Annotated in this window: 12 protein-coding genes; 8 read left to right on the top strand and 4 right to left on the bottom strand. The window is 72.5% G+C overall.

Annotated features, from left to right (window positions below; translation table 11 throughout):
* Position 1 precedes the first annotated feature (1 nt).
* Both KBX50_RS17335 and ilvA read left to right on the top strand, forming a co-directional pair.
* Entirely contained in the window at positions 2-922 is a 921-nt protein-coding gene (locus tag KBX50_RS17335) for a DUF4328 domain-containing protein (protein WP_210938058.1), read from the top strand.
* Positions 923-924: 2 nt separating this feature from the next.
* The gene (gene ilvA / locus KBX50_RS17330) at positions 925-2,145 is read left to right on the top strand and encodes a threonine ammonia-lyase (RefSeq protein WP_210938057.1); all 1,221 of its coding nucleotides are present in this window, start codon (positions 925-927) and stop codon (positions 2,143-2,145) included.
* A 129-nt stretch (positions 2,146-2,274) separates the two neighbouring features.
* On the opposite strand, the gene greA is transcribed toward ilvA, so the two are convergent.
* Together greA and KBX50_RS17320 are read right to left on the bottom strand one after the other, a co-directional pair.
* Entirely contained in the window at positions 2,275-2,772 is a 498-nt protein-coding gene (greA, locus tag KBX50_RS17325; protein ID WP_164446063.1) for a transcription elongation factor GreA, read from the bottom strand.
* Positions 2,773-2,883: 111 nt separating this feature from the next.
* Positions 2,884-3,318: a DUF4307 domain-containing protein gene (locus KBX50_RS17320; RefSeq protein ID WP_210938056.1), complete on the bottom strand. Its 435-nt coding sequence runs from the start codon at positions 3,316-3,318 to the stop codon at positions 2,884-2,886.
* Between the two features lie 220 nt (positions 3,319-3,538).
* Between KBX50_RS17320 and mca the strand changes: the two genes are divergently transcribed.
* The 3 genes from mca to KBX50_RS17305 all read left to right on the top strand — a co-directional run bounded on the left by mca (position 3,539) and on the right by KBX50_RS17305 (position 7,474).
* Positions 3,539-4,420 (top strand): mycothiol conjugate amidase Mca, encoded by an 882-nt coding sequence (gene mca, locus KBX50_RS17315; RefSeq protein WP_210938055.1) that lies wholly within the window; start codon positions 3,539-3,541, stop codon positions 4,418-4,420.
* A gap of 48 nt (positions 4,421-4,468) precedes the next feature.
* Positions 4,469-4,765, top strand: coding sequence for a hypothetical protein (locus tag KBX50_RS17310; RefSeq protein WP_210938054.1), 297 nt, complete (start codon positions 4,469-4,471; stop codon positions 4,763-4,765).
* 234 nt (positions 4,766-4,999) lie between these two features.
* The gene (locus tag KBX50_RS17305) at positions 5,000-7,474 is read left to right on the top strand and encodes a bifunctional diguanylate cyclase/phosphodiesterase (RefSeq protein WP_210938104.1); all 2,475 of its coding nucleotides are present in this window, start codon (positions 5,000-5,002) and stop codon (positions 7,472-7,474) included.
* A 96-nt stretch (positions 7,475-7,570) separates the two neighbouring features.
* Here KBX50_RS17305 and KBX50_RS17300 read toward each other — a convergent pair whose 3' ends face one another.
* Entirely contained in the window at positions 7,571-8,605 is a 1,035-nt protein-coding gene (locus tag KBX50_RS17300; RefSeq protein ID WP_247673887.1) for a phosphatidylinositol-specific phospholipase C domain-containing protein, read from the bottom strand.
* A gap of 140 nt (positions 8,606-8,745) precedes the next feature.
* Here KBX50_RS17300 and KBX50_RS17295 point away from each other — a divergent pair, with 140 nt between their 5' ends.
* From KBX50_RS17295 to purE, 3 genes are read left to right on the top strand one after another with little or no spacing between them, the layout of a single operon-like run.
* Entirely contained in the window at positions 8,746-10,785 is a 2,040-nt protein-coding gene (locus KBX50_RS17295) for a thioredoxin domain-containing protein (RefSeq protein WP_210938052.1), read from the top strand.
* Between the two features lie 51 nt (positions 10,786-10,836).
* Positions 10,837-12,024, top strand: coding sequence for a 5-(carboxyamino)imidazole ribonucleotide synthase (locus KBX50_RS17290; protein ID WP_210938051.1), 1,188 nt, complete (start codon positions 10,837-10,839; stop codon positions 12,022-12,024).
* A gap of 5 nt (positions 12,025-12,029) precedes the next feature.
* Entirely contained in the window at positions 12,030-12,521 is a 492-nt protein-coding gene (gene purE, locus KBX50_RS17285; protein WP_093406682.1) for a 5-(carboxyamino)imidazole ribonucleotide mutase, read from the top strand.
* A gap of 8 nt (positions 12,522-12,529) precedes the next feature.
* Here the strand turns inward: purE and KBX50_RS17280 are convergent, their stop codons facing one another.
* The gene (locus KBX50_RS17280) at positions 12,530-17,458 is read right to left on the bottom strand and encodes an SCO7613 C-terminal domain-containing membrane protein (protein ID WP_210938050.1); all 4,929 of its coding nucleotides are present in this window, start codon (positions 17,456-17,458) and stop codon (positions 12,530-12,532) included.
* Positions 17,459-17,520 lie beyond the last annotated feature (62 nt).

The following is a 17,520-nucleotide window of genomic DNA, read 5'->3' as shown; positions in this document are numbered from 1 at the left end:
CATGCGTTGCCACACCTGCGACACCGACAACGACGTACGCACCAGGGAATGCCCGACCTGCCGCACGCCGGTCGGTGCGCCGACGCTGTACCCGGGTGCCCGGGTTCGCCCGGTGCGGGGTGTCGGTCGGGCCGCCTCGACCGCCGTGGCCGCGACCGCCGCGTTCCTGCTGCTGACGGTGGCGGTGCAGCCGGTCAACGCGCTGCTCGCCGAGCGGGCGGCCGACTCCCGTGACACCGAGACGTTCCTGCTCACCGCAGGGGTGCTGGAACTGTCGGCGGCGTTGCTCTACCAGGTCGCGTTCCTGGTCGCGATCGTGCTCGTCATCATCTGGACGTGGCGGGCCCGGACGAACCTGGACGCCTTCCCGGGGGCCGGGCCCACCAACTCCGACGGGTGGGCGATCGCCGGGTGGCTGGTGCCGTTCGTCAACTTCGTGATGCCGCACCGGGTGATGGCCAGCATTGCCCGGGAGAGTCTCTGGCGACTGAGCACTCCACTGCTGGTGCACGTCTGGTGGGGGTCCTGGCTGGTGTTCCTCTTCGCGGAGCGGTTCATCGCTCGGTCCTCCGCCGCCGAGTACGAGGCGCTGCCGTTCCCGCAGACCTCGACGGACTTTCAGGCGTACGTGGATCATTACCTGACGGCGACCGGTGAGTACCTGGTGCCGGCGGTGTTCTGCGTGATGGCCGGGGTGTCGCTGATGGTGCTGATCCATCGGATCTCGGCGGCGCAGACCGCCCGGATCGCCCGATCGATGCCCACCGGTCCGATCCTGCCCGGCATGACGATCGCGGCAACGGCGGACCAGGCTGCGGCGGTTGCGCCGGACCAGGCCGCGGCGGTTGCGCCGGGCCGGGCGTCGACGGTTGGGCCGGGCCGGGCGTCGGCGGTGCCGGACGGGGCGGGTGGCACGATCTAGGCATGACGGAACTGGTCAGCCTGGACGAGGTGCGTGCGGCGCGGGAACTGCTCGACGGGGTCATCCGTACCACTCCGCTGGAGCCGTCCCGTCCGCTCAGCGCCGCGCTCGGCGGGCCGGTCTGGCTCAAGTGCGAGAACCTTCAGCGAGCGGGGTCGTACAAGGTACGCGGCGCGTACGTGCGGATCTCACGGTTGTCGGCGCCGGAGCGGGCCCGGGGCGTGGTCGCGGCCAGCGCCGGTAACCACGCACAGGGCGTGGCGCTCGCCGCCGGCCTGGTCGGTACCCACGCCACCGTCTTCATGCCGGTGAACGCGCCGTTGCCGAAGGTGGCGGCCACGAAGGGGTACGGCGCCCAGGTCGAGCTGGTCGGTGCCACGGTCGACGAGTCGCTGGTCGCGGCACAGACGTTCGCGGAGCGCACCGGCGCGGTGCTGATCCATCCGTTCGACCACCGGGACGTGATCGCCGGGCAGGGCACGGTGGCGCTGGAGATCCTGGAGCAGTGCCCGCAGGTCACCACGATCGTCACCGGCGTCGGTGGGGGAGGACTGATTTCCGGGCTGGCGGTGGCCGCCAAGGCGCTCCGGCCGGACGTTCGGGTGATCGGAGTGCAGGCGGCCGGCGCGGCGGCCTTCCCGCCGTCACTGGTCGCGGGGGAGCCGGTCCGGCTGCCGGCCTTCACCACCATCGCGGACGGCATCGCGGTCGGTCGGCCGGGCGACGTCACCTTCAGTCACGTCCGCAAGCTGGTGGACGACATGGTCACCGTCTCCGAGGAGGACATCTCCCGAGCGCTGCTCATGCTGCTCGAACGCGGCAAGCAGGTGGTGGAGCCGGCCGGGGCGGTCGGCGTGGCCGCTCTGCTGGCCGGCGCGGTCGAGGTGACCACGCCAGCGGTGGTGGTGCTCTCCGGTGGCAACATCGACCCGCTGCTGATGCTGCGCGTGATCGAGCACGGACTGGCAGCGGCGGGGCGCTACCTGCGGGTCACGGTGCGCTGCTCGGACCGGCCCGGGCAGCTGGCCTCGTTGTTGAGTGAGATCGCCGAGCACCGGGCGAACGTGGTGGACGTGGTGCACCAGCGGGCCAACCCGCACCTGCGCCTCGGTGAGGTGGAGGTGGCGCTGTCGGTGGAAACCCGTGGTGTCGAACATTCCGACATGCTGATCAGCGCCCTGCGGGCCAGCGGCTATCAGGTGACGATCGCACCAGAGGCGTGACGCGTTGGCGTCACGCCTCTGGACGAACGGACAACTGGCCCGGGTAGCGGAATGAACCTCGATCGGCTTGCCGGCTCGGGGTGTGGCACGGCGGTCGATCGGATCGCCGGCTCGGCCGGCGGACGACGGTCAGCCGGAGAACGGCTCGAAGCTGACCACTGTCACCTTGATGTCGGCGCCGCTCGGTGCGGTGTAGGTGCAGGCCTGGCCTGCCTTGCCGCCCAGGATCGCTTGGCCGAGGGCCGACTCGGGGCTGTAGACCGTCAGGTCCGTGGTCGAAGCGATCTCACGCGAGCCGAGCAGGAACGTCTCTGTGTCGTCGGCGTCGTCGTCGAAGTAGATCGTCACGACCATCCCGGGCGCCACGGCGTCGACGGTCGGCGCCTCGCCGACCTGGGCCGTGCGGAGCAGCTCCTTCAAATAGAGGATGCGCCCCTCGGCCTTGCCCTGCTCCTCGCGGGCGGCGTGGTAGCCGCCGTTCTCGCGCAGGTCGCCTTCCTCACGCCGGGCGTTGATCTCGGCGGCGATGACCGGCCGGTTGGCGATCAACTCGTCGAGCTCGCCCTTCAGGCGGTCGTACGCGTCCTGGGACAGCCAGGTGGCGGGCGCCTCGTTGCCATTGGACACAGGCGGTCCTCCTCGGGTGTGCGTGCTGGCTGACAGGTGAACCTCCAAGTTACCAGTGCCCTACGACAAGGAGTGTCGGCGATCACGCCGCGCGGACGACCTCGCCGAGCCTCAGGCGGGTGGCCGGCAGCGGACGACTTCACCGATGAACGGCCGTGCGGTGGTGGCGAGGCGGTGCCGGACGGTGACGTGACGCTGCCCGGCGGCGGCGGTCACCGGCACCTCCTCGCGGGCCACCTCGGCGCCGGCGTGGTCCCGGGCGCGCAGCACGCACACCGCCGCGCCGCCGTCCGGCAGGTTGACCCGGAAGTCGACCACCACCTGGTTGTCGGTGATGTCGCCGTAGCTGATCACCTGGGCGTCGTACGCCGGATCGCCGTACTGCCGGTAGAGCCGGACCGAGACGACGGTGAGCGTCGCGACCACGACGACGGCCAGCAGCGCGGCCAGCACCGGCCGGCGGCGCTTGGGCGCGCGACGGTGGCCGTACCGGCCGGGCGGGAAGACCGGCGCGTTCGGTCCAAGTGTGGCGTGCGTCTCGGTCACCGTCGGGTATCTCCCTGGCGTTGTTGTCAGCGGTATCGGCAAGAATGGCAGAGTCCGCCATTCCTGTTCGACTCGGTCGCCAGATCTGGCTCAGCGTCGCGTACGGCTGGGGTCAAATATGACAGGCCGGCGCGGTCCGGTGCCGCTACGGGGAGGAATTCGGCAGGTCAACGGGGGCCCGGGGTGGGTCGCCGGTGGGCAGAGACGAGGAGCGCCGACCTTGGCAGAGCAACTTCGACTCATGGCCGTTCACGCGCACCCCGACGATGAGTCGAGCAAGGGCGCCGCGACGATGGCGAAGTACGTCGCCGAAGGGGTGGACGTACTGGTCGTGACGTGTACGGGCGGCGAGCGGGGCAGCGTGCTCAACCCCAAGCTCGACCGGCCCGACGTCTGGGCGAACATCGGCGAGATCCGTCGCGCCGAGATGGACGCGGCGCGAGCCATCCTCGGCATCGAGCAGGCGTGGTTGGGTTTCGTCGACTCCGGCCTGCCCGAGGGCGACCCGCTGCCGCCACTGCCCGAGGGCTGCTTCGCCCTTCAGGACGTGGACGTGGCCGCCGGTCCGCTGGTGCGGCTGATGCGCGAGTTCCGTCCGCACGTGGTCACCACGTACGACGAGGAGGGTGGCTACCCGCACCCGGACCACATCATGTGCCACAAGATCAGCGTGGCGGCCTTCGACGCGGCCGGCGACGCCGAGCGCTACCCGGAGCTGGGCGAGCCGTGGCAGCCACTCAAGCTCTACTACGACATCGGCTTCTCCAAGGGCAAGATCCTGGCGCTGCACGAGGCCGTCCTCGCGGCCGGTGCCGAGTCGCCGTACGCGGAGTGGCTGACCCGCTGGGAGGACCGGCCGGACAAGGGGCCCCGGATCACCACCCGGGTTCCCTGCGCCGACTACTTCCCGGTCCGCGACGACGCGCTGCGGGCGCACGCCACTCAGGTGGATCCGGACGGCTTCTGGTTCCAGGTGCCGATGGAGCTGCAACAGCGTGCCTGGCCGACGGAGGATTTCGAGTTGGTCCGGTCGTCGGTCGACAGTCCGATGCCGGAGTCCGACCTGTTCGCCGGGGTACGGGGGACGGGTCATGCCCGCTGAGCGGGCACCGGGCTACCCTGGTCGCACACCGCGAACCGGAGGAATCCCATGCTGACCGCTGCTCAGGTGCTCGCCCAGAACAACTTCGGTGACACCCGCACGGGTGGGCTGGCCGGGCCGATGGGCCTCTTCCTCATCCTCGTCCTCGGTGCCGCCACCGTGCTGCTGATCCGGAACATGAACGCCCGGCTGCGCCGGCTTCCGGACCGGTTCCCTGGTGAGGGGCCGGCGGCACCCGGCACGGAGTCGATGGACCGTTCGGTCGGTGATCCGACAGGTGGGATCGTGACGGAGGATTCATCCACGGATGCTCCCAACGGGCACCAGCAGCGCCGCGACGGCTGATCGGAGCATGATTCACGTCGAACCGGATGGTCGACCCCTGTTGCGACCATCGGGTTTGGCTTAGCCTTCCGCCGGGGGGACCGAAAGTCCTCAAGCTGCGCGGGAGGGGGCGCCGATGACCACCGCAGTCATGTCCGCCCGCCGCGTGGCCTTTTTCAGGTCGGCGGGAGGGGGTCGGTGACCTCCGGCCGGGCCGGTCAACCGCTCGACCGGCCCACGGGCCGTGGTACGCCGATGGGGCTGCACCTGCTCACCGCCGCCGTCGTGGCCACCGCGCTGGTTGCCGCGGTGGTGGGGCTGAGCCTGCCGGTGGGGCTGCCGGCCGACGACCCGCTTGGTGGGCCCGCCCGCTTCGGCGTCGCGGTCGCCCTTTTCGCCCTGTCCCAGTTGGCCCGGCTCCGGTTCCGCGCTGCGGCCGGCGTGGTCAGTGTCACCTGGGCCGAAGCCGCCTTGATCGTCTGCCTCTACCTCGTACCACCCGGTTGGCTGCCGGCGGCCGCGCTGCTCGGCGTCACACTCGCCTGGACGGCACTTTCGGTGGTGGATGACGGCCGCACCACCTGGGACGTCATCCGCGTCGCGGGCGCGCACACCGCCGCCACCGCGCTGGCGGTGGCGGTCACCACCGCCCTGGGGCAGCCGACGCTGGCCGTACCGACCCCCTCACTCACCCTCGCGGTGGCCGTCGGTGCCGTCGCCTACCTTCTGGCCAGTGCCTGGCTGGGCGGGGTGATGCTGGCGTTGCGGCACGGCATGCCCATCGGGCGTCCGTTGCTCGCCGCGATACGCGGCAAGCTGCTGATGCTCGTCGGCAATGTGGTGGTCGGCCTGCTGGTGGTGGTGCTGATCGAGATCGACCCACGCTGGCTGCTGTTGCTACCCGCTCCGCTGTGGCTGCTACAGCAGACCTACCGGCAACGGCTGCTCCAGGACCGCGATCGACGTACCTGGCGATCATTCGCCGAGGCCACGAAGACGCTCAACCAACTCGACGAGCGGGGCGTGGCGACGGCGGGTGTCACCGGGGCACTGGCGCTGTTCGAGGCGGAACTGGTCGACGTGGAGGTGGCCCGGGGCGACGGACGGTGGCGTCGCTACCGGGGTGACCCGGGCGGTCAGGTGGTCGACCGGGAGATCGCCCCGCCAGGCGACGAGGAGCCCGAACCGGGGGAACTGGTCCGCGACCTGTCGGTCGGCGAGACCCGCGTGGGTCGCTTGCGGGTGCGATTCCCCCGTACGGCGCCAGCCACCGGTCGGGAACGCGACGCTCACGCGGCCTTCGCCGACGCCCTCGCCGCGGCGCTGCACGATGCCGCCGCCCACCGGGAGCTGCGTCTGGTCACGGCTCGCTCGTCGTACGAGGCGGTGCACGACCCGCTGACCGGCCTGGCCAACCGGGCGGCCATGCTCGGCAAGGGCGACCAGGCGTTGCGGCAGTTGGCCCATGACCATCCGGTCGCCCTCCTGCTGCTGGACATCGACCAGTTCAAAGAGGTCAACGACACCCTCGGGCACGCCGCCGGTGATCAGCTGCTGCGGTTGACCGCGAACCGGCTGGGTGCCCTGGCCCGCTCGGGCGATCTGCTGGCCCGGCTCGGTGGTGACGAGTTCGCCCTGCTGCTGAGTACGGTCCCGGTGGTCGGTGACCGCGCCGCACCCATGGCGTACGCGCTGCGTCAGGCCCGGGACATCGCCGAGCGGCTGGCCGCGCCGACCGAGGTGGCCGGGGTGCGGATGTCGGTCGAGGTCTCCGTCGGGGTGGTGGTGGCCCCGGCCGGCACCGCCGACCTGACCGAGCTGCTGCGCCGCGCCGACATCGCGATGTACCAGGCCAAGTCGGGTGGCGTCAGCGTGGCCGCGTACGACACCTCACGTGACGCGGCCAGCACCGACCAGCTGGCCCTGCTCGCAGAGTTGCGGGAGGCATTGCAGGCCGACGACCAGTTGGTGCTCGTGTTGCAGCCGGCCGTGGACCTGGTGACCGGGGCGCCGACCGGTGTGGAGGCGTTGATCCGGTGGCGGCACCCGAGGCGCGGCTGGTTGGGGCCGGCCGACTTCATCCGGCCGGTGGAGAACAGCGAGCAGCTCGGCGCCTTCACCCGCTACGTGCTCGACAAGGCGCTCGCCGTGGCCGCCGACTGGGCCCGGGAGGGCCTGGACGTACCCATCTCGGTGAACCTGTCCGCGCGTAGCCTGCTGAATCCGAGACTGCCGGCGGAGATCGCCGACGCGCTGCGCCGGCACCAGGTGCCCGCCGACCGGCTGGTCCTGGAGATCACCGAGACGGTGGTGATGAGCGAGCTGGAGGTCATCGACCAGGTGCTCACCTCGTTGCGGTCGATGGGCGTGCAGCTGGCCGTGGACGACTTCGGTACCGGCTTCTCGTCACTGGCGTTCCTCACCCGGGTCGCCGTGGACGAGCTGAAGGTGGACCGTTCCTTCGTGCTCCAGATGGCGGATTCACCGCAGGCGGCGGCCATCGTACGCAGCACCGTGGGGCTGGCCCACCAGTTGGGCCTGCGGGTGGTGGCCGAGGGAGTGGAGACGGCCGCGCAGCGTTCCGCGCTGGCCGAGCTGGGCTGCACCGCCGCCCAGGGCTACCACTTCTTCAAGCCGATGCCCGCCGACAAGATCGCCGCCGTCCTCGGCTCGCTACGCGACACCGCCCCCAACAACGTCCTCCCCCTCCGCGCCGACGGCGCCTCCTGACCCACCACTCCACCCCACCCGGTTGATCAAGAGGCTTGCGTCGGAGGAGAGCGATCCCGCTGACGCAAACCTCTTGGTCAACACGATTGCAGGGGTCTAGGCGCGGGGGAGGGTTTCGGCGATCACCTGGGGAATGGGGGCCCAGTCGGCGGAGGCGATGGTGGCGTGGCGGGCGGCCAGTTCGGCGAGGCGGGCCCGGGCGGCGTCCGGGTCGGTGTTGCCGATGGCCGGTGGGACCTTGTGCGCGTCGGTCATCACCAGCAGATAGTGGTTGGTGGAGTACCAGGCGGTGTCGATGCCGGCGGTCACGTAGGCGGTGGCGTCACCGTCGAAGAGGACGAACCAGGGGCGCAGGTGGGTCTCGGCGTACTGGGTACGCGGGTCGCCGGCCCGTGCGCGGTGCACCGCCGGGAACGCCTTCGCGGCGCCGAGGTTACCGGCCGCGTCCAGGGCCACCAGGTGCCGGGCGTACTCGACGTCGGTGCGGAGCGTGTCGGTCGGGTTGCTGTGCTCGACAGTGCCCGGGATCAGGTAGACGATCACCTTCCCGGCCAACTGCCGGCGGGTCGGCCAGGCGTTCGCGCGGGCGGCGGCGTCCAGGCTGGCGTGCCCGCCGCGTAGGTGGGCCGGGGTGAACAGCCGGTCGCCGAGCCGGGTGGCGAGCACCGCGTCGAGCTGCGCGGGGCCCTGACCGGTACGGGCACTGAACCCCGTCTTCAGTTCGATCTTGAGCAGCAGCGGCCCGGCGTCCGGGTGCGCTCCCAGCCAGAGCCGGATGTTGTCCAGGCAGTGTTCGAGGTTCCGGTTCCGCGTGCCGGTGTAGAGCTGGGCGGCGCTGGCGGCCGCCACGCAGTTGTTGTCGTTGCCGAGCGGGTTCGAGTGACTGACCCGCCACTGTCGGGTGAGGATGTCCGGCCAGACATCCAACTCGATCAGGCCCGGCCGGGCGTCGAGCGACTGCGCGAGATAGGTGTAGGTGGCCTTCTCGTACGCGTTGTGGGTGCCGACGCCGGTGGTGGCCGAGATCCGAGCGTCCGGGTCGACGGCGGCGTTGGCCGGGGTCGTCGGCACCGCCAGTGTGGCCGCCAGCAGACCGGTCGCGAGGATGGACAGGAGCCGGAGTCTGCGCATGGGAACCTCCTCGTCGCCGAGCCGGCGGGTGTCGCCGGCAGGCATGCACAGATCTAAATAGACAGACGTGAACGGGGTGAGGCGGACCGGCGCACGGCGTCCGACCGGCAACCGAGGGCCCGGCTGGATATGGTCGTCGGGTGAATCGACTTGCGGAGGCGACCAGCCCGTACCTGCTTCAGCACGCCGACAACCCGGTGGACTGGTGGCCCTGGTGTGACGAGGCGTTCGCCGAGGCGAAACGGCGGGACGTGCCGGTGCTCATCTCGGTCGGCTACTCGGCCTGCCACTGGTGCCACGTGATGGCGCACGAGTCGTTCGAGGACGAGGCGGTCGGCAAGCTGCTGAACGAGGGCTTCGTGTCGATCAAGGTGGACCGCGAGGAGCGGCCCGACGTGGACGCGGTCTACATGACCGCCACTCAGGCGATGACCGGTCAGGGCGGCTGGCCCATGACCGTCTTCGCCACCCCGGACGGCACCCCGTTCTTCTGCGGCACGTACTTCCCCCGGCCGAACTTCGTCCGGCTGCTGGAGTCGGTCGGCACCGCCTGGCGGGACCAGCGTGAGGCCGTGCTGCGCCAGGGCGCCGCGGTGGTGGAGGCGATCGGCGGGGCCCAGGCCGTCGGCGGCCCCACCGCCCCGCTCACCGCCGAGCTGCTCGACGCCGCCGCAGACCAACTTGCCAAGGAGTACGACGAGGTCAACGGCGGTTTCGGCGGAGCGCCGAAGTTCCCGCCGCACATGAACCTGCTCTTCCTGCTGCGCCACCACCAGCGCACCGGCTCGGCGCGGAGCCTGGAGATCGTCCGGCACACCTGCGAGGCGATGGCCCGAGGCGGCATCCACGACCAGTTGGCCGGCGGCTTCGCCCGGTACTCGGTGGACGGTCACTGGACCGTGCCGCACTTCGAGAAGATGCTCTACGACAACGCTCTGCTGCTGCGGGTCTACACCCAGCTGTGGCGACTCACCGGTGACGCGCTGGCGCTGCGGGTGGCCCGGGACACGGCCCGGTTCCTCGCCGACGAGCTGCACCGGCCCGGGCAGGGCTTCGCCTCCGCACTGGACGCGGACACCGAGGGCGTCGAGGGCCGGACCTACGTCTGGACGCCGGCCCAGCTGGTCGAGGTGCTGGGCGAGGAGGACGGCCGCTGGGCCGCCGACCTCTTCGCGGTGACCGACACCGGCAGCTTTGAAGAGGGCACGAGCGTGCTGCGGCTGGCTCGGGACGTCGACGACGCGGATCCGGCGGTGCGGGAGCGCTGGCAGGTGGTGGTCCGACGACTGCTGGCCGCCCGGGACGCCCGTCCCCAGCCAGCGCGTGACGACAAGGTGGTGGCCGCCTGGAACGGGTTGGCGATCACCGCGCTGGCCGAGTTCGTTCGGCTGGTCGAGACCACCGGCCGGATCGGCACCGAGGGTGAGGCGAACCTGCTGGAGGGGGTCACCATCGTCGCCGACGGGGCGATGCGGGACGCCGCCGAGTACCTCGCCCGGGTGCACGTGGTCGACGGTCGACTGCGCCGCGCGTCCCGCGACGGCCGGGTCGGCGATCCGGCCGGGGTACTGGAGGACTACGGCTGCGTGGCCGAGGCGTTCTGCGCCATGCACCAGGTCACCGGCGAGGGACGGTGGCTGGAACTGGCCGGTGAGCTGGTCGACGCCGCGCTGGCCCACTTCGCCGCGCCCGGCGGGGCGTTCCACGACACCGCCGACGACGCGGAACAACTGGTCGCCCGGCCGGCCGATCCGACGGACAACGCCACCCCCTCCGGCCGGTCCGCGATCGTCGCCGGCCTGGTCGCGTACGCGGCGCTGACCGGGGAGAGCCGCTACCGCGAGGCCGCCGAGGCGGCCCTGTCCACCGTCGCGCCGATCGTCGGGCGGCACGCCCGTTTCACCGGGTACGCGGCGACCGTGGGTGAGGCGCTGCTCTCCGGCCCGTACGAGATCGCGGTGGCGACCGAGGACGTGGCGGGTGACCCGCTGGTGGCCGCGGCGTACCGGCACGCTCCACCCGGTGCGGTGATCGTGGCGGGCTCCCCGGACCAGCCGGGGGTTCCGCTGCTGGCCGGCCGTCCACTTGTCGACGGGCGGGCCGCCGCGTACGTCTGTCGGGGGTTCGTCTGCCAGCGGCCGGTGACCGGTGTCGAGGAGCTGGTGGGGCAGCTGCGGTGAGTCGGATCCGCCGCTCGGTGCCGCGACCGGCCCGGTTAGGCTGACGCCGCTATGGATTCCCGTACCGGTCTGCCCGTTGTCGGCATGGTGGGCGGCGGCCAGCTGGCCCGGATGACCCACCAGGCTGCCATCTCCCTCGGCCAGTCACTGCGTGTGCTCGCGCTCACCCCGGATGACGGGGCGGCCCTGGTCGCCGCCGACGTCCAGTACGGCGACCACACCGACCTCGCCGCGCTGCGCACCTTCGCCAAGGGGTGTGAGGTGGTCACCTTCGACCACGAGCACGTCCCGACCGAACACATCCGCACCCTGGCCGGCGAGGGGGTGAAGCTGTTCCCGCCCGCCGACGCCCTGGTGCACGCCCAGGACAAGCAGGTGATGCGGGAACGGCTCGGCACCCTGGGCGCGCCGAATCCGCGCTGGCGACCGGTCGCGTCCCCCACCGATCTGGTCAGCTTCGGCGACGAGGTCGGCTGGCCGGTCGTGCTCAAGGCCGCCCGTGGTGGGTACGACGGGCGGGGCGTGTGGCCGGCCACCGACCCGGCGTCCGCGACCGAGTTGGCGCAGACGCTGCTCGCCGGCGGCACGAAGCTGATCGTCGAGGAGCGGGTGGCACTGCGCCGGGAACTGGCCGTGCAGGTGGCGCGCTCGCCGTTCGGCCAGGTAGCGGTCTACCCGGTCGTCGAGACGGTCCAGCGCGACGGGATCTGCGTCGAGGTGCTGGCACCGGCGCCCGGCCTGGCCGAGGAACTGGCGGTTGCCGCGCAGCAGCTCGCCATCGACGTGGCCACCGCGCTCGGCGTGGTGGGCCTGCTTGCGGTGGAGCTGTTCGAGGTGGCCGACTCGGCGGCACCGGGCGGTGGTCGGCTCGTGGTCAACGAACTGGCCATGCGCCCGCACAACTCGGGGCACTGGACCATCGAGGGTGCCCGGACGTCGCAGTTCGAGCAGCACCTGCGTGCCGTGCTGGACTACCCGATGGGCGACACGTCGTTGACCGCTCCGGCGGTGGTGATGGCGAACGTGCTCGGTGGTCAGCCCGGCGGCATGTCGGTCGACGAGCGGTTGCACCACCTCTTCGCCGCCGAGCCGACCGCCCGGGTCCATCTCTACGGCAAGCAGGTGCGGCCGGGTCGCAAGATCGGTCATGTCACGGTGCTCGGCGACGATCTGGATGAGGTACGCGCCCGGGCCGCCCGGGCCGCCCGCTGGCTGCGGGACGGAACACCGGAGGAATGAGCAGCGTGAGCACGGTCGGTGTGATCATGGGAAGCGACTCGGACTGGCCGACGATGAAGGCTGCCGCCGAGGTGCTCACCGAGTTCGAGGTGCCGTACGAGGTCGAGGTGGTCTCGGCGCACCGAACCCCGGTCAAGATGATCGATTACGGTCGGGCTGCCGCCGACCGTGGGCTCAAAGTGATCATCGCCGGGGCCGGTGGCGCGGCGGCGCTACCCGGCATGGTCGCGTCGGTGACCCCGTTGCCGGTGATCGGCGTACCGGTGCCGCTGAAGCACCTCGACGGCATCGACTCGCTGCTGTCCATCGTGCAGATGCCGGCCGGCGTGCCGGTGGCGACCGTGTCCATCGGCAATGCCCGCAATGCCGGGCTGCTCGCCGTCCGCATCCTCGCCACCGCCGACCGCGCCCTGCTCGACCGGATGTCGGCGTACCAGGCCGACCTGGAGCAGCTGGTCGCCGAGAAGGACGCCGCACTCCGCGCCTCCCTGGCCTGACGCCACACTCAGCGCATGCCGCGAAGCGCGGTCTGTAGGCGTTCCTGGGCGCGGCGTCGGCGTTCGTTGCTGGCACCGAGGATGAGCAGCAGGAAGCCGACCGGGATCAGTGCCAGCCACGGACCGAGGCTGAACAGCGCGTGCACGGCCGCGATGGCGGTGACCACCGCACCGACGATGACCGGTGCCTGCTGCTGCGTCATCGAGCCGAAGACCAGCACCGCGACCGCGCCGAGCAGCAGCAGCACCTGGCGCATCGTGCTCGAATCGGTGGCCAGCACGATCGCCAGGGTCGGCACGAAGGCGGCGAGCAGCGCCGGCCCGTACGCTACCCAGCTGCTCAGGTCGGTGCGCTGGCGTAGCTCCAGCACCCCCACCAGCAGGGCCAGCGCGGCGAACGGCAGGGTGTACGCCTCGGGCAGGGCCACGTCGGCGACCCGCATCAGGATCCACCAGGCGGTGATCTCGCAGAGCACCACCGCCCAGAACAGAACCCGTCGCTCCGTCGGCCGGCGGCCGGGCCGGGTCGCCGCGAGGCCGAGGACCGCACCCCAGGCGGCGAGCAGCGCGGCGATGTGCCGAGGTGAATCGAAGGCCAGCGCCAGCGCGATCAGCGCGGCGGCGTGGCCGCTCCACTCCACGGTCGCCGCCTCGCGACGCGCCTCCGGACGGCGGAGCCGGGGGAGAGTGGCGGAGAAGACCTGCAACGCCGCGCCGACCGCCAGCACCCCGAACGCCGACCAGACCGGGGCGAGCCCGGCCACCAGGCCGGCGGTGAGCACGAACAGTTGCGCCATCAGCGAGGCGAACAACCAGCCGAGCAGACGGGCCCGGGAAGTGAGGCCGTAGAGGGCTGCCACCAGCCCGACCCCGACCGCACCGCCGAGGGTGAACAGGGTCAGCTGCCGGGTGGCGAGACTGCCGGCGAGGCCGGCTCCGCCGGCCGCCAGCCCGATCACGAAGACCAGGACCCGGGCCAGTCGCAACGAGCGGGCCCGTTCCACCAGGGCCGGCGGCGGCGTCAGCGCCAGCCCCAGCATCGAGATGGTGAACACCGCCAGCGCCGACAGGGTGCTCGCCGGCCAGCCGCCGCCCAGCGCGATCGGGGCGATGAGCAGGGTGACTGCGGCGCCGGGCAGCACCACCGGCACGGCCCGGGACCGACGGCCACCGCTGAACCCGGTGGCGGCCAGGGCCGCCGTCGCGGTGAGCAGCAGCGCGGTGAGCACATGGGTCGGGTTGACCGCTGCCGGCGGCGGGTCGAGCAGGGCCGCCGGTGGTCCCTGCCAGATCCGGCCGACGGTGCGATGCGGATCGACGAGGGCCGCGATCAGCGCCGGGGCGATGGAGACCAGGGCCAGTACGGTCGGCAGGGCGGCGGCGGCCAGCGCACCGGCGGCCGGGCTCACCCGCCACCGGCGCCGGTTGTCGTCGGGCAGCCGGCGCAGCGCCCCGTCGAGCAGCACGGTCCAGCGGCGTACCGGTTGGGCCGCGCCGACCGGCGGCTCGGTCGCCCCTCGGACGAGTTCGGCGAGCACACCGAGCAGCGCCGCCGCTGCGGCGTAGACCCCGACGGGCAGGGCGATCGGTACGGCGGCGAGCGCGGTCACGCTCGCCCCACCGACCACGCCGGCGCTGGCCCAGGGCAGGTACTGCGGAACCTGCCGACGGGCCGCGGCCACCGCGGCCAGGCCGAGACTGGATGCGGCCAGGCCGGCGGTGAGCACCACCTGCGGGGTGTGGCCGAACTCGACGGCCAAAGCGGCGATGGCACCCGGCAGCGCCAACAGCGCCGCGCACACACCCGCGCCACCGATCTGCGCCAGGTGCGGCGGCATGCCCTCCGCCTCGATGTCCTCGACGAGTGGCTCGGCCATGTTGCGGGCCAGCGCGGCCACCACCGCGCCGATCAGGACGATGCTGCCCAGGGCCAGCGCGGTCGTCCACGGCCGCACCAGCCCGGCGCCGGCCGCATGCAGCGCTACCACCCCGGCCACAGTGATCCGGGACAGCGCCGCCCGGGGATCGATCGTGGCGACCGCGGCCATCCCGAAGATGGTGGCGACCATGCCGCCGATCAGGACCGGCGACCACCAGGGAAGCTCGAACGCGGCGGCGGCACCGATCGTGGCGAGCACCACCGCCACGCCGGCCACGTCCCAGCGCCAGGGCGGGGGCAGCAGGATGCCGGCCGCGACCGCGAGCAGCACCAGGGCGATCGGTCCCTGCCAGGTCGTACCGCCGGTCGGCGCAGCCGGCCAACCACTCAGGTCACCGTTCCAGATCGGGCCGGGTGTGGCCAGCACGCCGACGCCGCCGCGCAGCGCCATCCAGCCGGCCAGCAGCCCGATCAGCAACCCACCGACCGTGAGGCCGAGCACCGGCCCGCGTCGCCACTCCTCGGGCATCGCCCGAGCCGCCACGGCGACCACCAGGACCAGCGCGGCGGCGACGGCGAGCTGCCCGCTGGGCGCGAGCACGGTGCCGATCCGTAACAGGGTGGCGACCAGCGTGGCGGTCACCGCAGCGGCCGCCAGGTCGGAACCGTCCAGGGTCAGATCGGAGCGGCGACCGGTGTCGATCGACGGAGCCAGAAAGAGCAGCACCGCGGAGACCAGCAGCAGTGCGCCGACCCAGGCGTCCGCCACGGTGGCGCCTGGCGAGCCGAAACCGGCCGCGGCGACCACCAACGCGCCCAGACCGGTGCCCACCGACAGCGGTACCGGGATCTGGCGTTGCGACACCTGCACGACGGCGGCGTAGCCGAGCGTGACGCAGCAGGCGAGGAAGCTGGCCGCGAGCACCGGTACGGTCGCCTCGCGCAGGCTCGCCGGGGTCGGCGTGGTGTCCACCGGCAGGGTGGCCGACACGAAGGCGGCCACCGCTCCGGGCAGGGCGAAGGCGGCACCTCCGGCGGCCCAGGCGGATACGGTGTCCGCCGCTGCCGGGGCGAGCCGGATCCGGGGAGCGGCGGCGATCAGCGCACCGGCCACGACGAGGGTGATCAGCACGGCGGCGGTCAGCGCCGGCCGGGTGAGGGCCGCGCCCGCGCCGACCAGCCCGACCACGGCGGCGGCCACCGCGTGCGCCAGCGCAGCGCGGGGCGTACGCGCGGAGAGGCCAGCCGCCCCGATGCCGATCGCGGCCAGCACCATCGGCCACGGCGCCAACGTCCAGGCCAGCCCGAAGGAGGCCGGTACGGCCAGCGCGGTGAGCGCCGCACCGGTCACCGCGAACTCGCGGCGGATCTCCGGCGGCAGCGCCAGCACCGCGGCCACGGTCAGCAGGAAGGCGCTGGCGGCGAGCTGCCAGGCGGCCGGTCCCACGGCGGCGGCCAGTTCGGCCGGGTACCGGTCGAGGTCCGCCGCCCAGGCCGGCAGCGCCGCCTGGACGGGGGCGATCCCGGCCCGCAGCGCACTGCCGGCGACCACCACCCCGCTGACCGTGAGCGCCACCGCAGAGGCCAGTTGGGGACCCCGGCGGGCGGACTCGGGTACCGCCCGGACCGCCAGACCGGTGACCGTGATGACCGCCGCGATCAGTAGCAGGGCCCGACCGGGCAGCGCCACCGAGGCGATCCGCCCCAGGGCGCCGATGACAGCGAGGGTGAACACGCCCGCGCCCAGGTCGGGCAGGGGCGGGCGGCGGAGCACCAGCGTCCCGGCCAGGCAGACCGCGGCGGCGAGGAGGAGCACCAGGCCGGCACCGGTCGCGCCCGGCACGGTGGTGGTCCGCAGCAGGGCGGTCACCGCGTACGCCAGGGCGAGGGCGACCGCCACTCCGTGCAGCACCCAGGTCAGTGCCCGCAGCCCGGGCACCGGTCGGGTCGGTCCGGTCGCGGTGCCGCCGACGGTGAGGTCCAGCAGTTCGCCGCCCTCCTCCGGCGCCGCCTCCGGCCGGCGGTCGGCCTGGCTCTCCTCGGCCGACCGCTGCCGGGGCGCTGCCGACCGGCCGGAGTCCGCCACACCATCGGCGAGTGGCTGCTCCACGGTTACCGGCGAACGGGCCAGCCACAGGTCGAGCAACGCGACCACGGTCAGCACCAGCGCCCAGCCCGCCGGGCCGGTGATCCGGTCGTACGCCAGCAGCGGCACCACCGGCTGGGCGGCCAGCACGGTGGCGAACCGGGGTGCGCGCAGCCTGGTCCACCCGGCGTAGCCGACCGAGACGGCAGCGGTCACCGCGAAGATCACTCCAGCGAAGACGGCACCGGAGGCGCCGCCGTTGCCGATCCGGTCCACGGCCCACAACGCGTACCCCGCGAGCGGTACCAGAAGCAGACCCACCGCGGCGATGGTCTCGGCCGTGGAGGTCAACCCGCGCCGGACCAGCACCGGCGGGGCGAGCAGCATCAGTACCGTCGCGAGCAGCAGGATGCCGAGTCGGGCCAACGCGTCCATCGAGCTGGTGGCGACCACGGCGAACACCACTGCGGCGACGCCGAGCAGCAGCGCGCCGAGGCCGAGCGGGATGTTCTGGACCTCCCGTGAGGAGGCTTCCGGAGGGTGCTCAGGGTCGTCGGCGTCCAACCAGACGGGTTCGGTCGGTGGCGGTGGCCCCTGGGCGCCCGCGCCCTGCCGGGGGACCCGGGGCGGCGGAGTCGCTCCGTCGCGGGATGGCGACGCATCCTCCGACGTGGGGCGCCGCGGCGGCCGACGACGTAGCACGCGGCGGGGCCGGGTGGCCTGCCGGAGCCGCTCGTCACCCTGACTACCGGCGTGCGAGAGGATGTCCCGCTGGAAGAGCGCGGCCTGCATCTTCGCGGCGAGCTGCCGTTGCTCACGGGCGATAGCGGCCTCGCGGGCCTTCAGCTCCGCGATGGATCGTTCGATCTCCGCCAGATGATCGGCCCATTGTGGCTGGTGCGCGCCGCAGTGCGGGCAGCGAACCGCCGGCTTGATCCCCCGGCCGCACGAAGGGCACTGAAAGTTCGCCACGACACCCCTCCACCCGCACTGTGGATTCCCACTGTCGCAGCATGCCCAAAGCGGGCCGGGAA

The sequence above is a fragment of the Micromonospora sp. C51 genome (assembly GCF_018070435.1).
Lineage (GTDB): Bacteria > Actinomycetota > Actinomycetes > Mycobacteriales > Micromonosporaceae > Micromonospora > Micromonospora sediminimaris.
Note: the sequence above shows the minus strand (reverse complement) of the source record. Positions and strands in the feature narration are given on the sequence as shown.